Source organism: Novosphingobium sp., from assembly GCF_027531025.1.
In the GTDB taxonomy this organism is placed as follows: Bacteria; Pseudomonadota; Alphaproteobacteria; order Sphingomonadales; family Sphingomonadaceae; genus Novosphingobium.
On record NZ_JAPZQX010000005.1, the window covers coordinates 112373 to 129752 of the forward strand.

Annotated in this window: 25 protein-coding genes; 11 read left to right on the forward strand and 14 right to left on the reverse strand. The window is 66.7% G+C overall.

The window, feature by feature from the left end:
* Positions 1–26 precede the first annotated feature (26 nt).
* The 5 genes from raiA (at position 27) to O9281_RS09325 (ending at position 2817) form a co-directional block, all read left to right on the forward strand.
* On the forward strand, positions 27–593 hold the full coding sequence (gene raiA / locus O9281_RS09305) for a ribosome-associated translation inhibitor RaiA (RefSeq protein ID WP_298184857.1): 567 nt from the start codon (positions 27–29) through the stop codon (positions 591–593).
* A 124-nt stretch (positions 594–717) separates the two neighbouring features.
* A complete protein-coding gene (locus O9281_RS09310) occupies positions 718–1179 on the forward strand; it encodes a PTS sugar transporter subunit IIA (protein WP_298184859.1) in 462 nt (153 codons plus the stop codon).
* The gene (locus tag O9281_RS09315) at positions 1154–1642 is read left to right on the forward strand and encodes a PaaI family thioesterase (protein ID WP_298184861.1); all 489 of its coding nucleotides are present in this window, start codon (positions 1154–1156) and stop codon (positions 1640–1642) included. The genes O9281_RS09310 and O9281_RS09315 overlap by 26 nt, the downstream gene beginning before the upstream one ends.
* Positions 1643–1646: 4 nt before the next feature.
* Positions 1647–1976, forward strand: a complete 330-nt coding sequence (locus O9281_RS09320; protein ID WP_298184863.1) for a DUF1491 family protein — start codon at positions 1647–1649, stop codon at positions 1974–1976.
* 208 nt (positions 1977–2184) lie between these two features.
* Positions 2185–2817 (forward strand): cell wall hydrolase, encoded by a 633-nt coding sequence (locus tag O9281_RS09325; protein ID WP_298184865.1) that lies wholly within the window; start codon positions 2185–2187, stop codon positions 2815–2817.
* Positions 2818–2876: 59 nt separating this feature from the next.
* Here the strand turns inward: O9281_RS09325 and xth are convergent, their stop codons facing one another.
* From xth to O9281_RS09340, 3 genes are read right to left on the reverse strand one after another with little or no spacing between them, the layout of a single operon-like run.
* The gene (xth, locus tag O9281_RS09330) at positions 2877–3650 is read right to left on the reverse strand and encodes an exodeoxyribonuclease III (RefSeq protein WP_298184867.1); all 774 of its coding nucleotides are present in this window, start codon (positions 3648–3650) and stop codon (positions 2877–2879) included.
* Positions 3651–3659: 9 nt separating this feature from the next.
* A complete protein-coding gene (gene erpA / locus O9281_RS09335) occupies positions 3660–3992 on the reverse strand; it encodes an iron-sulfur cluster insertion protein ErpA (RefSeq protein ID WP_298184869.1) in 333 nt (110 codons plus the stop codon).
* A 42-nt stretch (positions 3993–4034) separates the two neighbouring features.
* The gene (locus O9281_RS09340; RefSeq protein ID WP_298184870.1) at positions 4035–4463 is read right to left on the reverse strand and encodes a CBS domain-containing protein; all 429 of its coding nucleotides are present in this window, start codon (positions 4461–4463) and stop codon (positions 4035–4037) included.
* Between the two features lie 125 nt (positions 4464–4588).
* Between O9281_RS09340 and O9281_RS09345 the strand changes: the two genes are divergently transcribed.
* Positions 4589–4861, forward strand: coding sequence for a hypothetical protein (locus O9281_RS09345; RefSeq protein WP_298184872.1), 273 nt, complete (start codon positions 4589–4591; stop codon positions 4859–4861).
* 4 nt (positions 4862–4865) lie between these two features.
* Here O9281_RS09345 and O9281_RS09350 read toward each other — a convergent pair whose 3' ends face one another.
* From O9281_RS09350 to O9281_RS09365, 4 genes are all read right to left on the reverse strand, one after another.
* Positions 4866–5183 carry a (2Fe-2S) ferredoxin domain-containing protein gene (locus tag O9281_RS09350; protein WP_363321467.1) on the reverse strand — a complete coding sequence of 106 codons (318 nt, stop codon included), beginning with the start codon at positions 5181–5183 and terminating at the stop codon, positions 4866–4868.
* A gap of 73 nt (positions 5184–5256) precedes the next feature.
* Positions 5257–5709 (reverse strand): DUF2497 domain-containing protein, encoded by a 453-nt coding sequence (locus tag O9281_RS09355; RefSeq protein WP_298184873.1) that lies wholly within the window; start codon positions 5707–5709, stop codon positions 5257–5259.
* Between the two features lie 36 nt (positions 5710–5745).
* Complete coding sequence (locus tag O9281_RS09360; RefSeq protein ID WP_298184875.1) at positions 5746–7197, reverse strand: TolC family outer membrane protein; 1452 nt, start codon at positions 7195–7197, stop codon at positions 5746–5748.
* A gap of 2 nt (positions 7198–7199) precedes the next feature.
* Positions 7200–7805 (reverse strand): protein-L-isoaspartate O-methyltransferase, encoded by a 606-nt coding sequence (locus O9281_RS09365; RefSeq protein WP_298184877.1) that lies wholly within the window; start codon positions 7803–7805, stop codon positions 7200–7202.
* Positions 7806–7962: 157 nt separating this feature from the next.
* Between O9281_RS09365 and O9281_RS09370 the strand changes: the two genes are divergently transcribed.
* From O9281_RS09370 to O9281_RS09380, 3 genes are all read left to right on the forward strand, one after another.
* On the forward strand, positions 7963–9489 hold the full coding sequence (locus O9281_RS09370; protein ID WP_298184879.1) for a fumarate hydratase: 1527 nt from the start codon (positions 7963–7965) through the stop codon (positions 9487–9489).
* 82 nt (positions 9490–9571) lie between these two features.
* Positions 9572–10852, forward strand: a complete 1281-nt coding sequence (locus O9281_RS09375) for a sensor histidine kinase (RefSeq protein ID WP_298184881.1) — start codon at positions 9572–9574, stop codon at positions 10850–10852.
* 8 nt (positions 10853–10860) lie between these two features.
* On the forward strand, positions 10861–11604 hold the full coding sequence (locus tag O9281_RS09380; protein WP_298184883.1) for a LytTR family DNA-binding domain-containing protein: 744 nt from the start codon (positions 10861–10863) through the stop codon (positions 11602–11604).
* 28 nt (positions 11605–11632) lie between these two features.
* Here the strand turns inward: O9281_RS09380 and O9281_RS09385 are convergent, their stop codons facing one another.
* Positions 11633–11920, reverse strand: coding sequence for a UrcA family protein (locus O9281_RS09385; RefSeq protein ID WP_298184885.1), 288 nt, complete (start codon positions 11918–11920; stop codon positions 11633–11635).
* 148 nt (positions 11921–12068) lie between these two features.
* The gene (locus tag O9281_RS09390; protein ID WP_298184887.1) at positions 12069–12368 is read right to left on the reverse strand and encodes a UrcA family protein; all 300 of its coding nucleotides are present in this window, start codon (positions 12366–12368) and stop codon (positions 12069–12071) included.
* A 223-nt stretch (positions 12369–12591) separates the two neighbouring features.
* On the opposite strand from O9281_RS09390, the gene O9281_RS09395 reads away from it, so the two are divergent.
* Positions 12592–12858 (forward strand): hypothetical protein, encoded by a 267-nt coding sequence (locus O9281_RS09395; RefSeq protein WP_363321468.1) that lies wholly within the window; start codon positions 12592–12594, stop codon positions 12856–12858.
* A gap of 10 nt (positions 12859–12868) precedes the next feature.
* Positions 12869–13606, forward strand: coding sequence for a metallophosphoesterase (locus O9281_RS09400; protein WP_298184889.1), 738 nt, complete (start codon positions 12869–12871; stop codon positions 13604–13606).
* Here O9281_RS09400 and O9281_RS09405 read toward each other — a convergent pair.
* From O9281_RS09405 to O9281_RS09425, 5 genes are all read right to left on the reverse strand, one after another.
* The gene (locus O9281_RS09405) at positions 13603–14295 is read right to left on the reverse strand and encodes an HPP family protein (protein ID WP_298184891.1); all 693 of its coding nucleotides are present in this window, start codon (positions 14293–14295) and stop codon (positions 13603–13605) included. The two genes, O9281_RS09400 and O9281_RS09405, sit on opposite strands and share 4 nt — an antisense overlap.
* A 100-nt stretch (positions 14296–14395) precedes the next feature.
* On the reverse strand, positions 14396–14887 hold the full coding sequence (gene rpsI / locus O9281_RS09410; RefSeq protein ID WP_298184893.1) for a 30S ribosomal protein S9: 492 nt from the start codon (positions 14885–14887) through the stop codon (positions 14396–14398).
* A complete protein-coding gene (gene rplM / locus O9281_RS09415; protein WP_298184895.1) occupies positions 14887–15366 on the reverse strand; it encodes a 50S ribosomal protein L13 in 480 nt (159 codons plus the stop codon). The genes rpsI and rplM overlap by 1 nt, the downstream gene beginning before the upstream one ends.
* Positions 15367–15528: 162 nt before the next feature.
* Complete coding sequence (locus tag O9281_RS09420; protein WP_298184897.1) at positions 15529–16263, reverse strand: hypothetical protein; 735 nt, start codon at positions 16261–16263, stop codon at positions 15529–15531.
* Positions 16260–17300: a COX15/CtaA family protein gene (locus tag O9281_RS09425; RefSeq protein ID WP_298184898.1), complete on the reverse strand. Its 1041-nt coding sequence runs from the start codon at positions 17298–17300 to the stop codon at positions 16260–16262. Before O9281_RS09425 ends, O9281_RS09420 begins: the two co-directional genes overlap by 4 nt.
* Between the last annotated feature and the right edge of the window lie 80 nt (positions 17301–17380).

The window sequence follows — 17380 nt, forward strand, 5'->3', positions numbered from 1 at the left end:
TGATTCAACCAAGAGGAGAAGACCCCATGGACATCCGCGTATCCGGCCACCAGATCGAAACCGGCGAAGCGCTCCAGGCCCATGCCCAGGAACGGATTTCCGCAGTGGTGAACAAGTACTTCTCTAACGCGCTCTCTTCCTCTGTTACCTTCAACCGCGCCCCGGCCGGGGCCTTTCGGGCCGATATCGTCACCCATGTGATGCAGGGCCTGGTGCTCAAGGGCGCGGGCATTGCCCATGATGCCCACGTCGCGCTCGATCAGGCGGCGGAAAAGATCGACAAGCAGCTGCGCCGCTACAAGCGCCGGATCAAGGACCGGCACGAGGCCGCCGCCCATGCGATCAAAACCGAGGAAGCGGCCTATACCGTCTTCATCGAGCCCGATGCCGAAGAAGAGGAGGTTACCGTCGATGCCCCGGTGGTGATCGCCGAAACCCGCGTCGACGTGCCCGAAGCCAGTGTCTCCGACGCGGTGATGATGCTGGACCTGCGCAATACCAATGCCCTGCTGTTCAAGAATGCCGCCACCGGCAAACACAACATGGTCTACCGCCGGGGCGACGGGTCAATCGGGTGGGTTGAACCTTCCTGACCATAAGAGTATGGGCGCGCCTGACCTTTGGTGAGGGTGAGGGGGTGATGGTGCGGCAGCGATTCCGCCTCCCTTGCCTCCTGGCCAGTGCCAGCGCCCCCCGTTTCGGACCTATCCCACTGTCATGACCGCACTTTTCACGCTCTTGCCCGAAGCCGTCGGCACTATCGCTGCTGACAGCAAGCAGACGATTCTCGAGCAGCTCGCGCAGCGATTCGCCGGAGTCTATGGCCTCGATCCGGTCCAGGTGCTGGAACGGATCGAAGAGCGGGAACGGCTCGGCAGCACCGGTTTCGGGCGCGGCGTGGCGATTCCCCATGCCCGCCTGCCCGGCTTGGCGCGCCCGGTCGCCGTGTTCCAGCGGCTAGAAGCCCCGGTCGCCTTCGATGCCGCCGATGGCATGCCGGTCGATCTGGTGTTCGGCCTGCTTTCGCCCGAGGCCGCCGGGGCCGCGCACCTCCATGCGCTGGCGGCGATCAGCCGGATGATGCGCGACGAGGCCATGCATGCCGCGCTGAGCGAGGCCCCGGGGGCCGAGGCGCTTTACGCCCTGCTTGCCAATGTCATCGACCGCGACGCCGCCTGACGGGGGTGTGACCGGTGCCGCGCTGCACTGGCGCGCGCTGGAAAGCCTCTATGCCTCGGCACCGGTCAACCGGCTGTTCGAATCCGAATTGACCGTGACCGGCGAAGGCAGCGCCCGGATCGTCTTCAACGTGACCGAGAGCTGCTATCACGCGGCCGGGGCGGCGCACGGCACGATCTATTTCAAGATGCTGGACGATGCCGCCTTCTATGCGGCCAACACGCTGGTAACCGACCGTTTCCTGTTGACTACGGCCTTCAACCTCCATTTCACCAAGCCGGTCCGCACCGGGCAGGTCATTGCCGAAGGGCGCTGGGTTTCCGGGCGCAAGCGGGTGCTGGTCGCGGAAAGCCGGCTGGTCGATGCCGAGGGCGAGGAAATTGGCCGCGGCACCGGCACCTTCATGCGCAGCCGCATCGCCCTGGCTGGCTTGCCGGGCTATGCCGCCAAGCTTGGCGGTTAGGGCCATGGAACCGCGCCTGCCCGCACAGTTCGAGGTGGGCGCCCTGATCCGGCTGGTCGAGGCGGCAGGTGGCTTTGCCACTGTCCTGCGCAAAGGTGAACGCGATGGCGGGACAATCCTTGTCGTCCTGACCGAAAAGGGCGGAAATACGCGAGTTTTCGAACGCATGCCGCGTCCCGACGGTACGCGGGAATGGCTCCTTGCCAAGGCTGAAGATCCTGAAAACAGACAGGAAATCCAGGAATGGCTGGCACGCCGTGGTAACCAGGACCCCGACCTGTGGATTGTCGAACTGGATATCGTGAATGGTGAACGGTTCATCCGATCGGGGTGAGCGGTGGGTTGACTTTGCTGCACTGCGGAATCAAGGGGGCGCACCTTTGTTTGTGCGCAGGCGGCGCGGGCGGCGTTTCGGCCCTTCGCGCTAGCACGCAGACGGGGGACAGCCGGCAGGATTATCGGCCGGGGGCAGTCTGATCTAGGTTTTTCCGCCCCCTTCCCATCCTGCGCCGGGCGCGTCCACCGCCCAATAAGACGGACGAATGCGCCGCATTCACAACAGTACCAAGCTCAACCGCGCCAGCGCCAGCGCCATCGCTGTCGCCGCGAGCCTCATGATGATCCTGGTCAGCGCCAACGGTTCGGGCGCTGCCGCGGAAACCAAGGTTCCCGCACTGATCCAGGCAGAACCCCCCATCCAGACCATTTCCCAGCCGGTGATCCAGCCGCTACCGTCGGAAGACGCGGAGGAGAGCACTGTTGCCGCGAGCCTGGCAGATCTGGTCGTGGCCCAGCCCCAGCCCGAAGAGCTCTCACACGATCTCACCTGCCTGGCCGGGGCGATCTATTTCGAAGCCAAGGGTGAATCGCTGGAAGGCCAGCTGGCGGTGGGCCGGGTGATCGTCACCCGTTCCAAGTCGGGCCGCTTCCCGGAAACCTATTGCGGCGTGGTTTACCAGCCGTCGCAGTTCTCGTTCGTGCGCGGCAAGTCGATGCCGACGATCAACCGCAATTCGCGCCATTGGAAGAATGCCGTGGCGATTGCCCAGATCGCGCATGAAGGCACCTGGCGCAGCCCGGTGGAAGGCGCGCTGTTCTTCCACGCAGCCTATGTCTCGCCCGGCTGGCGCCTCAAGCGCATGGCCCGCGTCGACAATCACGTTTTCTATCGTTGAACGGATTTTACCGCTGATCGGAACGGGGGGCTTCGGCCCCCCTTCCTTTTGCTAAGGCTTCAGCGGCGCAGTTCGACCCAGATCGGGGCGTGATCGCTGGCCTTTTCCCGGCCGCGATGATCCTTGTCGACCCCGCAGGCCAGTAACCGGTCAGCCAGCTCCGGTGAAAGCAGGGCATGGTCGATCCGGAACCCGTGATCGCGCTGCCAGGCCCCGGCCTGGTAATCCCAATAGGTCCAGACTCCGCCGCGCGGATTGTGCGTGGCGATGGCATCAGTCCAGCCATCGGCCAGAAGCCGCATGTAGGCATCGCGCGATTCGGGCTGCATCAGCGCATCGTCGGCCATGGCCTTGGGCGACCAGATGTCGCGGTCGGTCGGGATCACGTTGTAATCGCCCAGCACCACGGCGGGCGCTTCCTCGGCCATGATGGCTCGCATCCGGGTGCGCAGGCGCTCCATCCAAGCGAGCTTGTAATCGAACTTGGGGCCTGGCTGCGGATTGCCGTTCGGCAGGTAGATGTTGACGATCCGGGTGTCGAACACCTCGACCTCAAGATAGCGGGACTGCGCGTCGTCCGGGTCTCCGGGCAGGCCTTGCTGCACTACGACTGGTCTGGTCCCGTCGGCCAGCACGGCCACCCCGTTGAAACCCTTCTGCCCGTGCCACACGGCCTGATAACCGATCTGCTCGAACTCGGCGGCGGGAAAGCCCTCGTCCTGGGTCTTGATTTCCTGCAGGCAGGCGACCGCCGGGCGGGTTTCCGCCAGCCATTCGAGCAGCCGCGGCAGCCGGGCCTTGATCCCGTTGATGTTGAACGAGGCGATCCGCACCGGCTGTGATCAGACCGCGAAGCTGGAGCCGCAGCCACAGCCGGCGGCTGCCTGCGGATTCTCGACCTTGAAGGCAGAACCGCCCAGCGAATCGACGAAATCGACCGTGCTGCCAGCGACCAGGTCGAGGCTGACCGGGTCGACCACCAGTTTCACGCCATCGGTCTCGACCACCAGGTCATCGTCGTCGATGCTCTCGGCCAGGCCGAAGCGGTACTGGAAGCCCGAGCAGCCGCCACCCTCGACCGCCAGGCGCAAGGCAGCCGGCTTGCCCTGCTTGGCAGCAATGAAGGCCACGCGCGCGGCGGCGGCGGGACTGAGGTTCATGGTCGGCGCATCCATGGTGCCGATGTAGGCCGAGCAGCCCCGGCCCGCAAGGTGGCGTCAGGCGCTCTGAATATAGCTGCGCATGGCCTCGGCCTCGCTTTCGATCCGTTCGATCCGGTATTTCACCAGATCGCCGATCGAAACGAAGCCGATCATCGCCCCATCGCGCACCACCGGCAAGTGCCGGATCCGCCGCCGGGTCATCAGCCCCAGTGCCTCGAGCACCTCGGTCGCCGGATCGACCGTGATGGCCGGTGCGGTCATCACGTCGCCCACCGGGCCGTCCAGCATCGCCGGGCCGACTGCGGCGAGGCGATAGACCACATCGCGTTCCGAAAAGATTCCGGCGATCGCCCCGTCTTTCAGTACCGGCAGGGCGCCGATCCGCTTTTCGGCCAGCAGCGCGACGGCTTCGCGCACGGTGGCCGCTACATCGATTGAAATGATCGGGCCGCTGCGACCCTCGATCAGGCGGCCAATGGTCATGGCTATCCTCCCCCAGCCGGAACCGGATGATGCCATGATCCGGCGGCGATGGCGAGTCCGCCCATTCGTCCCGCCCGCTGGCCTGCCTCTTGCCTTGCCGCGCGCAGAGGCGCATGGCGCGGTCCATGAACCGTTCGCCGCTTGAAAATCCCGAACTCGCTGCAATCGCCTGGGGCCGGTACAAGCGCCTGATGCGCAATTGGGCCCTGGTCACGCTGGTGGTCTGCGTCGGTTTGATCGTTTACCTGGCCCTCGAATTCGGCCTGCCCTCGATCCATCTCTACATCGCGACCGTGCTGGGCACGGCCGGTTTCATGATGCTGACGGTGGCGCTGATGGCCCTGTTGTTCCTCTCCAGCGGAACCGGCCACGACGAAGCTGTCGACGAACGCGACTGAGCGCTCAGCCCTGAGTCGCAGCCGGCGGATCGAGGCGGTATTCAGCCACCGGCTCGCCGCCGATCAGGTGTTGCTGGATGATCCGTTCCAGCACTTCGGGCGTGCATGAGTGGTACCAGGTCGGCCCGGGCCAGACCACCGCGACCGGACCGGCCGCGCAGACCCGCAGGCAGCCCACCTTGTTGCGCAGCACCCCGGTGTGGCCCCCCAGGCCGAGTTCACCCAGCCGCTTCTTCAGGAATTTCCACGCCTCTTGCCCGCTGGCGAGGTCGCAGCACTTGGGTTCGCCGGGATCGGCACAGAGGAAGATCTGCCAGCGCACGGCATGACCGCCCAGCCGATCAAGCCGGGTGCGGGCTTCGGCGATTTCGGCAGGGAGATGGTCGGCCAGCGGGTCAGACCTTCTTGCCGACGATCCGCGCGATCTCGGCTGCGACCATGCGTTCGACCAGCGGCGGCAGGTTCTTGTCGAGCCATTCCGCCAGGGCCGGGCGCAGCAGTTCGCGGGTCAGCCCTTCAAGCGAGGTTTCGCCCGAACGGACGATCTGCGGGGGGACGCCGGGTTCGGCCAGCATGGCCAGCGCGGCCAGCGATTCGCGCATCGAACTGGCGCGCTCCTCGGGCAGCAGTGGCGATTCGTCGACCGCTTCATCCTCGGTCAGTTCCGCCGACGAATCGAGTTCGAAGACATCGTCGTCCGCTGCTTCGGCCGGTTCGGGGGAGGGGCGCAGGCCGCGCTCTTCGCGCACCTTGCGTTCAACCGCGGCAATTGCCCGATTGTCGCGTGCGATCACCTTCTTGATCGATTCGAGGATTTCCTCGACCGAAGGTTCACCGGTCTGGCGCATCGCATAACCCCCATGGCGTCCCGATCCGGGACGGAATCACTGGGGCTTTACTGACCCGTCCTGGGCCTTGGTGTCAACGGTGCGTGTGCCCTGAGCCTTTGGCGCGGGATCGCTGGCCCAATCCCAGATGTTGCCTGCCACCCGGTCGTAATTGGCGACCGGATCGTACAGCGCCCCGCCATCGAGCGCGAGATCGCGCGCTTCGGCCTTGCCCATGGCGGCCAGCAGGTTGAACCCGGCGACATAGGCGTTGCGCTGGGCGGTCACCAGTTGGACCTGGGCGTTGAGCAGTTCCTGCTCGGCATTCAGGATGTCGAGGATAGTGCGGTTGCCAACCGTGTTCTCGGCCTTCACGCCTTCGAGGCTGAGCTTGGCGGCATCGACTGCGGCCTGCGACGAATCGATGATCTCGCGCGTGGCTTGCCAGCTGGCAAAAGCGGCGCGCACGCCCGAGACGATCTGCCGCTCGATCGCGATTTCCTGTTCCAGCGTCGCGCCTTCGCGGGCCTGGGCCTGGCGGCGCTGGGCCGCAGGCAGACCGCCCTGGAACAGGGGTATCGAAGCCCGGATTCCGGCCTGGGCCGTGGTGCTCGACTGGTTGAGCGCCGGCGAACCGCCGCCCAAGGTGTTGTAGTAATCAGTGTAACCGAGGCCTGTGAACACGCTCACCGTGGGCAAGCGGCCCGAACCGGCAGCCGCCGTGTCGTACCCGGCGGCCTTGCTGCGCTGGCGGGCAGCGAGCAGGTCGGGGTTCGAATCGAGCGCCACCTGGACGGCCGGTTCGACATCGGCCGGCAAACCCGGCAGCGGCGGCGGGGGCTGCAGGTCGACCGGTTCCTTGCCAACCACGGCAATGTAACGCTCCCGCGCGGCGACCAGCTGGGCCTCGGCCCCGCGGGTCTGGCCCTTGGCCAGGCTGAGCCGGGCCTGCGACTGCGCCACGTCGGTCCGGGTCAGGTCCCCGATCTCGAACCGGTCCTTGGTAGCTTGCAGGTTCACTTCCAGCACGCCGACCTGGCCGCGGTTGAGGCTGACCACCGCCTGGTTCAGGATCACGTCCATATAGGCGGCGACCACCGCGCTGAACACTTCGGTCTCGGCCCCGCGCAGATCGGCGCGGCCGGCTTCAACGCGGGTCTTGGCGGCATTGATCGAATTGCGGATCGCGCCACCGGCATAAAGTGGCATCCCGGCATTGAGATCGGCGGAGAAGTTGCGCACGGGTCCGGACAGCGGTCCGCCGACGGTGGAAGCGGACCGCTTGATCAGCTCGGTATGGGTGGCCGCGCCGCTCAGCGTCGGCAGGGCGACCGAACGGGCCACCGCGACGCCAGCGTCAACGGCGCGCTGCTGGGCGCGGGCGGCCTGGAGCATCGGATTGGTATTGTAAGCGAGCACCAGCGCCTCGCGCAGGTCATCGGCCAGGGCAGGAGCGGCCCCCAGGCCAATTCCCGCCAGCAGGATAGCGCGCCCCAGCCGTGTGGCCATGCTCAGAAGCTCCAGCGTTTCGGCGCGGCGAATTCGGCCAGCACCGGGATTCCCATTTCAGCCAGTGGCAACAGCGCCACGGCCCCGGCGGCCTTGCGGCCAATCGCCAGACGGGTCACCCCGCGTTCGACAAGGCCCGTCACCAGTCGACCAGCGTCTTCGAGGCGGGCGGAAAGATTGTCGGGCAAGTGCTCGATCGCGCCGTCCACCAGGATCAGGCTGAACCGACCCTTGGCCTTGCCGGCAGCGGCATCGGCGGCGGTGATGACGGTCACTGACCCGGCCAGCAGCTCGGCCAGCGCGGCGAGGTAAACGCTGCCGCCGGTAACCACCAGCGCGCGATCATCCGCAACCGGTGCAGCCTCGGTCAGCATCCGGCCATGGAACAGCGGCGCGGCCAGCGCGTGGCCATCGTCCAACGGGATCGCCCGGTCGATATAGGCATGGCCGCGCGCGGCGGCGGGCACGAATTCCTCGCGCGCAATGCGGGCAAAGGCATCGAGTACGGCGGGATCGTTGACCCCGCTGGGGCGCAGCTGGCTGTCGATCATGGCGCGGCGGGCGGCAGCGAAATCGACAGTGCCCGGACGCTCGGCAGTGATAGTCATTTCAGAACCCTTCCTTGCGGAGCTGTATTGCACAAATAATACAGCCGCACAATCGCCTTGCTTCTAGGCGAAGCGCCGTGCTGCGCCAAGCGCTTTGACGCAAGGGCCATTGCATGACTAAAGGGCGGGCAAACCCCAGATTCAGGAGCGCGTTGCAATGGCCGAAATGGTGACGATCCGCGAGGAAGACCTGATCGAGAGCGTCGCCGACGCGCTCCAGTTCATCAGCTATTTCCACCCGATGGACTATATCCGCGCGCTGGGCGAGGCCTACAAGGCGGAGCAGGGCCCGGCGGCCAAGGACGCGATTGCCCAGATCCTGACCAACAGCCGGATGTGTGCCGAAGGGCACCGGCCGATCTGCCAGGATACCGGCATCGTCAATGTCTTCGTCGAATGGGGACAGAACTGCCGGCTCGAAAGCGACCGTTCGCTGCAGGACGTGGTCGATGAAGGGGTGCGCCGCGCCTATCTTCACCCGGAAAACAAGCTGCGTGCCTCGGTGCTGGCCGATCCGGCCTTCACCCGCCGCAACACCCGCGACAACACCCCCAGCGTGCTGCACGTGACCATGGTGCCAGGCAGCAAGGTCTCGATCGATCTCGCGGCCAAGGGCGGCGGCAGCGAGAACAAGTCCAAGTTCAAGATGATGAACCCCAGCGACAATATCGTCGACTGGGTAATCGAGATGCTGCCGCAGATGGGCGCCGGCTGGTGCCCGCCCGGCATGCTGGGGATCGGGATCGGCGGCACGGCCGAACACTGCATGCTGCTGGCCAAGCAGTCGCTGATGGAACCGATCGACATGGCCCAGCTGAAGGCGCGCGGCCCCCAGAATGATATCGAGGCGATGCGGATCGAGATCTTCGACAAGGTCAATGCGCTGGGCATCGGTGCCCAGGGGCTGGGCGGGCTGTCGACCATCCTCGACGTCAAGATCTATGACGCGCCGTGCCATGCGGCGGGCAAGCCGGTGGCGATGATCCCCAACTGCGCCGCCACCCGCCACGCGCACTTCACGCTGGATGGTTCGGGGCCGAGCTTCCTGGAAAAGCCCAACCTTGCCGATTGGCCCGAAGTCCACTGGACGCCGGACAAGGCGGCCAAGCGGGTCAACCTCGACACGCTGACCGCCGAGGAAGTGCGCGGCTGGAAGCAGGGTGACCGGCTGCTGCTGAACGGCAAGATGCTGACCGGGCGGGATGCGGCCCACAAGCGCATCCAGGACATGCTGAGCAAGGGCGAACCCCTGCCGGTCGATTTCAAGGGCCGCGCGATCTATTATGTCGGCCCGGTCGATCCGGTGATGGGCGAAGTGGTGGGCCCCGCTGGGCCGACCACCGCGACCCGCATGGACAAGTTCACCGATATGATGTGCGAGCTGGGCCTGCTGACCATGATCGGCAAGGCCGAGCGCGGCCAGGGTGCGACCGAGATTATTGCCAAGCACAAGGTGTCATACCTGATGGCCGTGGGCGGCGCGGCCTATCTGGTGGCGCGCGCCATCCGCGAGGCCAAGGTCGTGGCCTTCGAGGACCTGGGCATGGAAGCGATCTATGAGTTCACCGTCGAGGACATGCCGGTGACGGTCGCGGTGGACAGCGAAGGCAACAATGTCCACCAGCTGGCTCCGCGCTTCTGGAAGGACAAGATCGCCAGGGAAGGCCTGCTGCCCACGGGCTGAGCCTTGGCGGTTCGACCAACGCCTGCCCGCCTTCGACCAAGTGGCTGGTCAGACCCGGCGGTTTCCCGCTAGGTTGACCGTCATGGAGGGAGCCAACCACACCGTCTCGCGCGTGCCGTTCAAGGTCGTCCTTGCCTCGGTAGCGGGGCTATGGCTGGCCTATTTCGCCATCGTCACCCTGCGCGGCTGGCTGGTCGGGCTGGAGTTCATCGACGCACTGCTCCTGCGCCGGGGGCTGGTCACCCTCGCCTCGATGGGCGTGACCCTGGCCCTCTGGCCGCTCCTCCGCCTGCTTGAGCCGCGCCGTGCCTGGATCAAGGTTGTGGCCGTCCTGCTGGTTGCCCTGCCCGCCTCGGTCGTGCTGGCTGGCATCAACCAGTGGGTCTTTTCCTCGATCGAGGAGCAGGTCACCGCCAAGATCGGTGAGCGTGAAGGGCTGCGGGTGCGGACCGACGAATCCGGCAACCTGCTGATCGATCCGATCGACCGCGAGCAGGAAGGGCTGGCCCGCGCCGTTCCCAGCGCCGGGGCGCCGCCGCTGATCACCGAAACGCCCGCGCCGCCCGCTTCGGCCGAGCAGCCGGCGATCACGATCGACGCCGAAGTGCGTGAGGATCAGCGCTGGCGTCAGCTGACCGACGTGGCGCTGGGTCGCTACTATCTGTTGCTGGCCTGGGCGGCGCTTTACTTCTCGCTGGCCAATGCCGAACAGGCGCGTGCGGCGGAACGGCGCGAGGGTGAATATCGCCGCGCGGCCAAGGCGGCCGAGCTGCGCTCGCTGCGCTACCAGGTCAATCCGCACTTCCTGTTCAACACGCTCAATTCGCTCTCCGCCCTGGTGATGACCGGCAAGGCCCAGGCCGCCGAACAGATGATCCAGACGCTGTCGACCTTCTATCGCCGCAGCCTGGCCGGCGATCCGACCGGTGATGTTGCGCTGGATCAGGAGATCGCGCTGCAGCGGCTCTATCTCGAGATCGAGGCCGTCCGCTTTCCCGACCGTTTGCGCACCCGTTACGAGATTCCGGCCGAACTGGCCGACGCCCGGATGCCAGGGATGATCCTGCAGCCGCTGGTCGAAAACTCGGTCAAGTATGCCGTCGCCGCGACGACCCGGCCTGTCACCCTGACCATTGCCGCGCGGAGCGAGTACGGCCGGCTGGTGATCGAGGTTTCCGACGATGGGCCCGGTGCCGCCAAGGCGGGCCAGGTCGGCACGGGCAGCGGCTTTGGCATCGGACTGGCAAACGTCCGCGATCGCCTGGCCGCCCGCTATGGCAGCGCGGCCCAGCTCGATTCCGGCCCGGCGCCCGACGGCGGCTGGCGCACGGTAATCCGCCTCCCCCTCGAACACCATGATTGAGCCCTGAGATGACCGATACCCTTCAGCCGGCGACGCCGCTTCGCACCCTGATCGTCGATGATGAGCCGCTGGCGATCGAGCGGATGCAGCTGATCTGCCGCGATCTGGCCGCGATCGACGTGGCCGGAACCGCCCAGGATGGCGCGGCTGCCCTGCGCCTGATCGATGCCCTGTCCCCCGACTTGGTCCTGCTCGACATGACCATGCCCGAACTGGACGGGCTGGCTGTGGCAAGGGCGCTGGCCGGACGCACCCCGCGCCCGGCGGTGATCTTCGTCACCGCGCATGAGAACTTCGCGGTCGAGGCCTTCGATCTCGATGCGGTCGACTATGTGCTGAAGCCCGTCACCCCTGAACGGCTGGAACGCGCGGTCACGCGCGCGATCGCCCGCCGTGGCGAGCGGGCCGGTCAGGGCGGGGACTGGCTGACCGAGTTCTGGGTACCCTATCGTTCGGAACTGCTGCGGATCGCGGCGACTGATGTCGACCGGATCGATGCCGAGCGCGACTATGTGCGATTGCATGTGGGTGATCGCAGCTACCTGCTGCTCCAGACGGTGACCGGGCTGGAAGCGCGGCTTGATCCTGCGCAGTTCATCCGCCTGCATCGCTCCACGATCCTGCGGCGTGACCGGATTACCGGCCTTCGGCACGATGGGCTGGGGGTGTGGTCGGCCGAACTGGCCGACGGCAGCGCGGTAAGGATTGGCCGGACCTATCTGGCCAAGGCCAAGGCAATGGCCGGGCGCTGAGGCAGCCCGGCCATCCGCCCGGATGGGGTTACTTCTTCAGCTGCGCGGCAATCAGGCGCTTGCTCAGCTCGCGGCGCACTTCGACCTTGCAGTTGTCCCGCTCCCTTGCGGAGGGGATCCGCGATCCGGTAATCGTGACCGCCTTGCAGGCCTGGTTGGCCGCCACATCGATGCGCTGTTCCAGCGTGGCGCGGCCGCTGGGACTGGCAAGGTCCAGATCGGACCAGGTTACCAGCGCACTGCCGTAACCAGCGACAGCGGGGGCGGCGAGGCAGGCGGCCAAGAGGCCAAGTGAAGTACCAATCATGCGGTTCATGTCCGGATTCCTTTCAGACTGACGCGCCTCAAACCAACCATCTCCGGGCCTTGAGGCGACGACCAACCCCATCAGGGGCCGGGCGCCAGGAGCTTGCGGTCTCCCTTGCTGGCGCCCGGCCACCCCCGGGGGCAGGGTCGGGGGTTGTTCAGAGTTCCCTGGCGGCCGGGATACGCGCTTCGGCCTGGCGGCGGACTTCCGCCATGCAGGCCTTCTGTGCCCGTACCGCGCGGGTTCGCGATCCGGTGACCGAGGCATTCATGCACTGCTGGCGTTCGGCACTGGTGATGCGGCGGTCCAGCGTCGCGCGGCCGGCTTCGGACATCAGGTTCAGGTCATCGATCTTGATCACCGAACCGTGGGCCTGGGCCATGACAGGGGTTGCGGCAAGGCCGGTGCAGGTCAGCGCCATCGCGGCCATCAGCGTCTTGGCAATCTTGCGGGACATCGTTTCATCTCCGTTGTTTGCGTGTGCTTCGTCTTTGCCCCGGCAACCCATCTAGCCGAGTGACGCGGACGCGGCGCGCCGGGCTCGACCGAAGAGTGTGTTAGTTCGATAAAACGCGCTCGACACCGACCAGTGACCGATCCATTCCGCCGAACTGCATGAATCGAACCACGCACGAACCGGCTGTCAGGCGCGCGATTCGCGTGATACGGCTGGCGGCCTGATGCTGTTCATCGTCACTTTCCTGCTGGGCGTCGGCAATTTCGCGCTGCACCGCGCGGTGCTCGATAGCGGCCATCCGCTGCTCGCCCAGGCGCCCTGGCTGTTCCAGGCGCTGGGTGGCCGGGTCAGCCTGGCGATCGAGTTCACCATGCTGCTGACCGCCATGTTGATGGTGGCGGCGGGATCGACGGGCTGGGCCTGGTTCTATCTTGGCTACAGCGCGATCAATGGCCTTTCCGCCTGGCTGATCCTGTCCGGGCGAGTGTAACGCGGCACCGATGGACAAGACCGTACTCTATCACGTCAGCGACCTGCACTTCGGCTACGAAGACCGGCAGGCGCTCGACTGGTTTGCCGCCGAAGTGGAGCGCGAGCGGCCCGCCGGGGTAATCTGCACCGGCGATCTGACCATGCGCGGCACGGCGCGCGAGTTCGGCCTGGCGGCCGAATGGCTGACCCGCCTGCCGGTGCCGGTTTCGATCGAACCGGGCAACCACGATGTGCCCTATTACCACCTGATGTTGCGGCGGCTGGCCCGGCCCTATGCCCATTTCCACGCGCTGAAGCACCGGCTGGGCAGCGAGATTGCTCGTGCCGACGTGGCGGTGGTTTCGCTGAAGACCATCGCCCGCGCCCAGCTACGGCTCAACTGGTCGAAAGGGCGGGTCAGCGCGAAGGATCTGGAGGCCACCCTGCATGGTCTCGCCCGCCACGATGCAGCGCTGCTGCGGCTGGTGGCCTGCCATCACCCGCTGGTCGAGGCCGATACCCAGGCCACCGCATCGACCCGTGGTGGCAAGCGGGCGCTGGCGGCCTTGGCCCGGGCCGGGGCCCATGCTGTCCTGTCCGGCCATGTCCACGACCCCTTCGACCGCGAGGTCGAGGTGGAAGGTCACCGGATCAGGATCGTCGGTGCGGGTACCTTGTCACAGCGCCTGCGCAGCACCCGTCCCTCATTCAACCGGCTGGTGCTGGATGGGGCGGGCGGCTTCGCGGTTGATGTGCAGACGCTCTAGACGCCTCGCCGTGCCCTGACCCGGGCCTCGACGGCATGGACCAGCGCGGACAGGTCGGCGCGGCTGACATCCAGCACCTCGTCCCATTCGGCCAGGACAGCGTCCAGATCGGCATCCTCGACATGCCCGAGCCAGTCGGACTGCGGCGGTTGCGGCGCCGGTCGGTGCGGATAGGAATGCCCGGTCAACCGGTTCCAGGCGAGGCCGCCAAGCAGCAGCGCGATGACGTTGAGGCCCAGCGGTGCCACGAGGAACCATAGCCCTTCGGCGGCAATTGCCGGGCTGGCCAGCGCGGTCAGCAGCACGGTGCCGCCTGCGGGCGGATGGAGACAACGCAGCAGGCTCATCCCCGCGACCGCCACGCCCACGGCCAGCCCCGCCGCCGCCCAGTGCGGGCCGAACAGCGCATGGCAGCCAAAGCCGATCGCACCGGCCACGATATGGCTGCCGAACACGGGCCAGGGCTGGGCCAGCGGGCTGGCCGGCAGCACGAAGACCAGCACGGCCGACGCCCCCATCGAGGCGACCAGCCAGGGCAGGGCGGGATCGAAGCCGAGCGCCAGTCGGGCGACCAGCGCTGTCAGGGCGATGGCCAGGCCGGCCCCGATCGCGCCGCGCAGCCAGCCGATCCGGCCGCTGAACATCATCCGGTTGGGGGTAGCGGCAAGCGGGGCGTGGGGTGTGGTCATCCGCGGATCCGGTCGAACGGGGAAACGAAAAAGGGGCCAGCCTTGCGGCCGACCCCTTTTGCAAACGGCATGAGCCGCAAGTCCTGGCAGGTTCCTGGGATCAGCGCTTGCTGAACTGGAAGCTGCGGCGGGCCTTGGCGCGGCCGTACTTCTTGCGCTCGACCACGCGGCTATCGCGGGTGAGGAAGCCGGCCGCCTTCACCGCACCGCGCAGGGCCGGTTCGAACTTGGTCAGCGCCTGGGCAATGCCGTGCTTCACGGCACCGGCCTGACCCGAGAGACCGCCGCCCTTGACGGTGGCGATCACGTCGTACTGGCCGGCGCGTTCGGCAACCTGGAACGGCTGGTCGATCACGAGGCGCAGGGTCGGACGGGCGAAGTAGACCGACTGATCGCGACCGTTGATGATCACCTTGCCCGAGCCGGGCTTGATCCAGACGCGGGCGACCGCGTCCTTGCGGCGACCGGTGGCATAGGCACGGCCCTGGGCGTCGACTTCCTTTTCGCGGAGCGGCGCAGCCGGAGCGGCGGGGGTGGCGACGTCGGCGGCAGCGCCCAGGTCGGCCAGATCGTTAAGCGTGGTGTCGGACATCAGGCACCCACCTTGTTCTTGCGGTTCATGGCAGCAACGTCGAGCGGCTGGGGCTGGGTGCCACCATGCGGGTGCTCGGTGCCGGCGTAGAGGTGAAGGGCGCGCATCTGGGCCCGGCCGAGCGGACCACGGGGGATCATGCGCTCAACTGCCTTTTCGAGCACGCGCTCGGGGAAGCGGCCGTCCAGCACCTTGTCGGCGGTCACTTCCTTGATGCCGCCGGCATAGCCGGTGTGCTTGTAATAGGTCTTCTGCTTCAGCTTGTTGCCGGTCAGCTTCACCTTGTCGGCGTTGATCACGACAACGTGATCGCCGCAATCGACGTGGGGGGTGAAGCTCGGCTTGTGCTTGCCGCGCAGATGATTGGCGATGACGACGGCCAGACGGCCGACCACCAGGCCTTCGGCATCAATCAGATGCCACTTCTTTTCCACCTCGGCCGGCTTGATCGACCGGGTGACCTTGGAAAGCGCCTTCATGGCAACTCCGTTCCGTTAAAAGGTCAGATCCCTTGTTCGTCACGCGGGCCAGAATCGCTCCGGCCCACGCGGGAAGGCGGCCCATTCGGGGAAAGTGCCCCCAAAGTCAAGCTTTGCGGCCCTTCTCCGTAGAGGTAAAATAATACCGCAACAACTGGAGGGTCAATCCGCCGGCGCGAAAGTCCAGACCTCGCGCGAAGTGCGGCGCGTTCCATCCAGCTCGGTCACCACCAGCCGCTCGACCCGGCCGGGCAGGCGCCCCGGGCTGCGGCCGCTGGCCGTTATCGCGATTTCGACCGAGCCCTGCTGGCCGCCGGGCAGGGCCAGGGCGCGGCGCTCACGTCGTTCCGCCTCGGCGGGGTTGAACAGATCCGCGGGCCAGGCGGTCTGTCCGGCCGCGGCAATCGAGACCTGTTGCAGCATGGCGCTCGCCTGCGCACGCGTGGGCGGCGCCAGCGTTGCCTGGTTGAGCATGACCTGGCCCAGTGCGGCGGCTCGCACGCGGGCGCCATCGTCGGTTGTAGCCAGGCCGGGCTGGATATGACCTGCACCGTCCAGCCGAACCGGAAACAGCCCAGGATCGGTCCGCGACCGTTCGATCGCGGCCAGTCCTTCGAGGATCGGTGGCACCTCCACCTTCACCTCGGCCAGTTCGCCATCGATCCGGAAGCCTTCGCCGTCGGGGCTGAACCAGACCCGATAGCGGCGGACCGTTCGCACTTCCTTGCCATCGGGCAAGGCGCGAATCAGCGTGCGCGACACCATGACCGGGCCACTTGGTGGCATGAATCGGACCGGGCTGGCCGGGGCCAAAGGTGGAGTGCAAGCGTGCGCCACCGCCGCAGACGTGGTGGCCAGGCCCGCCACGCCGGCCAGCAGGATCCGGCGCAGGATCACGCCGGACGGCGGCCCAGCGCGTGGGCGCCCCAGGCCACGCTTGCCACCAGCAGTGCACCGACCAGTTGGTGCGCCACCGCGATCCACAGTTCCACCCCGCTATAGACCGTGGCGATCCCCAGCAGCACCTGGGTGCCGAAGGTGGCATGGATCGCGATCGAGGCGCGCCGGTCGATCGGACGGAGCTTGCGGGCCATGACCACGAGGATCGCCACCACGCCCCAGGCCCACCAGCGGTGGACGAAATGGGTCAGGAACGGGTCGTTGAGCAGGGCGTGGACCTGACCCATGGCCCAGTCGATCCCGGCGGGGAAGAAGCTGCCCTGCATCAGCGGCCAGACATCCCAGTTGAACCAGCCCGCCCCGGCGACATAACCCGCGCGCATGCCGGCGACGAGGGCACCGAAGAACAGCTGCACGAGCAGCGCTAGGCTGACGAACACCGTGAACCCGGTCAACCGCGCGCGCGGCTCGCCCCGAGCGAGCGCGCGCAGGTCCAGTGCGGTCCAGATCAGCCCGGCCAGGGTGAACAGCGCCACCAGCAGGTGCGTTGCCAGGCGGAAATGGCTGACCCGGATGTCATTGCTGAGACCGGACGAGACCATCCACCAGCCAATCGTCCCCTGCAGTCCGCCCAGCGCCAGCAAGGCCACCAAGCGCCCGTGATAGCCCTTGGGAATCGCGCCCTTGATCCAGAACCAGGCCAGGGGAATGGCAAAGGCGAGGCCGATGATCCGCGCGATCACGCGGTGAACCCATTCCCAGAAGAAGATGAACTTGAAATCCGCCAGGGTCATGCCGGCCGGGCCGGTTACCTCGATGTATTGCGGGATCTGCTTGTAATCGTCGAAGGCCTTTTCCCACTGCGCCTCGTTCAACGGCGGCAGGATGCCCGAAACCGGCTTCCATTCGGTGATCGACAGGCCGGATTCGGTCAGGCGGGTTATCCCGCCCACGGCAACGATGAAAACGACCAGGGCGGCTACGGCGAAGAGCCACCGGGCGAGGGCCAGGGGGCGAGGGGAGGGAGCAGTCATCAGGCCGCTCACTGCGCCGATGCCCGCAAAAGCGCAAGCCGGGTTTTTGGACCGTATGCCGAAGACCGTATTGCGCCATG

Coding starts and splice junctions, on each gene's coding strand:
- raiA (WP_298184857.1), top strand. CDS start 27: ATGGACATCCGCGTATCCGGCCACCAGATCGAAACCGGCGAAGCGCTC.
- O9281_RS09310 (WP_298184859.1), top strand. CDS start 718: ATGACCGCACTTTTCACGCTCTTGCCCGAAGCCGTCGGCACTATCGCT.
- O9281_RS09315 (WP_298184861.1), top strand. CDS start 1,154: ATGTCATCGACCGCGACGCCGCCTGACGGGGGTGTGACCGGTGCCGCG.
- O9281_RS09320 (WP_298184863.1), top strand. CDS start 1,647: ATGGAACCGCGCCTGCCCGCACAGTTCGAGGTGGGCGCCCTGATCCGG.
- O9281_RS09325 (WP_298184865.1), top strand. CDS start 2,185: ATGCGCCGCATTCACAACAGTACCAAGCTCAACCGCGCCAGCGCCAGC.
- erpA (WP_298184869.1), bottom strand. CDS start 3,992: ATGGATGCGCCGACCATGAACCTCAGTCCCGCCGCCGCCGCGCGCGTG.
- O9281_RS09340 (WP_298184870.1), bottom strand. CDS start 4,463: ATGACCATTGGCCGCCTGATCGAGGGTCGCAGCGGCCCGATCATTTCA.
- O9281_RS09345 (WP_298184872.1), top strand. CDS start 4,589: ATGAACCGTTCGCCGCTTGAAAATCCCGAACTCGCTGCAATCGCCTGG.
- O9281_RS09355 (WP_298184873.1), bottom strand. CDS start 5,709: ATGCGCCAGACCGGTGAACCTTCGGTCGAGGAAATCCTCGAATCGATC.
- O9281_RS09360 (WP_298184875.1), bottom strand. CDS start 7,197: ATGGCCACACGGCTGGGGCGCGCTATCCTGCTGGCGGGAATTGGCCTG.
- O9281_RS09365 (WP_298184877.1), bottom strand. CDS start 7,805: ATGACTATCACTGCCGAGCGTCCGGGCACTGTCGATTTCGCTGCCGCC.
- O9281_RS09370 (WP_298184879.1), top strand. CDS start 7,963: ATGGCCGAAATGGTGACGATCCGCGAGGAAGACCTGATCGAGAGCGTC.
- O9281_RS09375 (WP_298184881.1), top strand. CDS start 9,572: ATGGAGGGAGCCAACCACACCGTCTCGCGCGTGCCGTTCAAGGTCGTC.
- O9281_RS09380 (WP_298184883.1), top strand. CDS start 10,861: ATGACCGATACCCTTCAGCCGGCGACGCCGCTTCGCACCCTGATCGTC.
- O9281_RS09385 (WP_298184885.1), bottom strand. CDS start 11,920: ATGAACCGCATGATTGGTACTTCACTTGGCCTCTTGGCCGCCTGCCTC.
- O9281_RS09390 (WP_298184887.1), bottom strand. CDS start 12,368: ATGTCCCGCAAGATTGCCAAGACGCTGATGGCCGCGATGGCGCTGACC.
- O9281_RS09395 (WP_363321468.1), top strand. CDS start 12,592: ATGCTGTTCATCGTCACTTTCCTGCTGGGCGTCGGCAATTTCGCGCTG.
- O9281_RS09400 (WP_298184889.1), top strand. CDS start 12,869: ATGGACAAGACCGTACTCTATCACGTCAGCGACCTGCACTTCGGCTAC.
- O9281_RS09405 (WP_298184891.1), bottom strand. CDS start 14,295: ATGACCACACCCCACGCCCCGCTTGCCGCTACCCCCAACCGGATGATG.
- rpsI (WP_298184893.1), bottom strand. CDS start 14,887: ATGTCCGACACCACGCTTAACGATCTGGCCGACCTGGGCGCTGCCGCC.
- rplM (WP_298184895.1), bottom strand. CDS start 15,366: ATGAAGGCGCTTTCCAAGGTCACCCGGTCGATCAAGCCGGCCGAGGTG.
- O9281_RS09425 (WP_298184898.1), bottom strand. CDS start 17,300: ATGACTGCTCCCTCCCCTCGCCCCCTGGCCCTCGCCCGGTGGCTCTTC.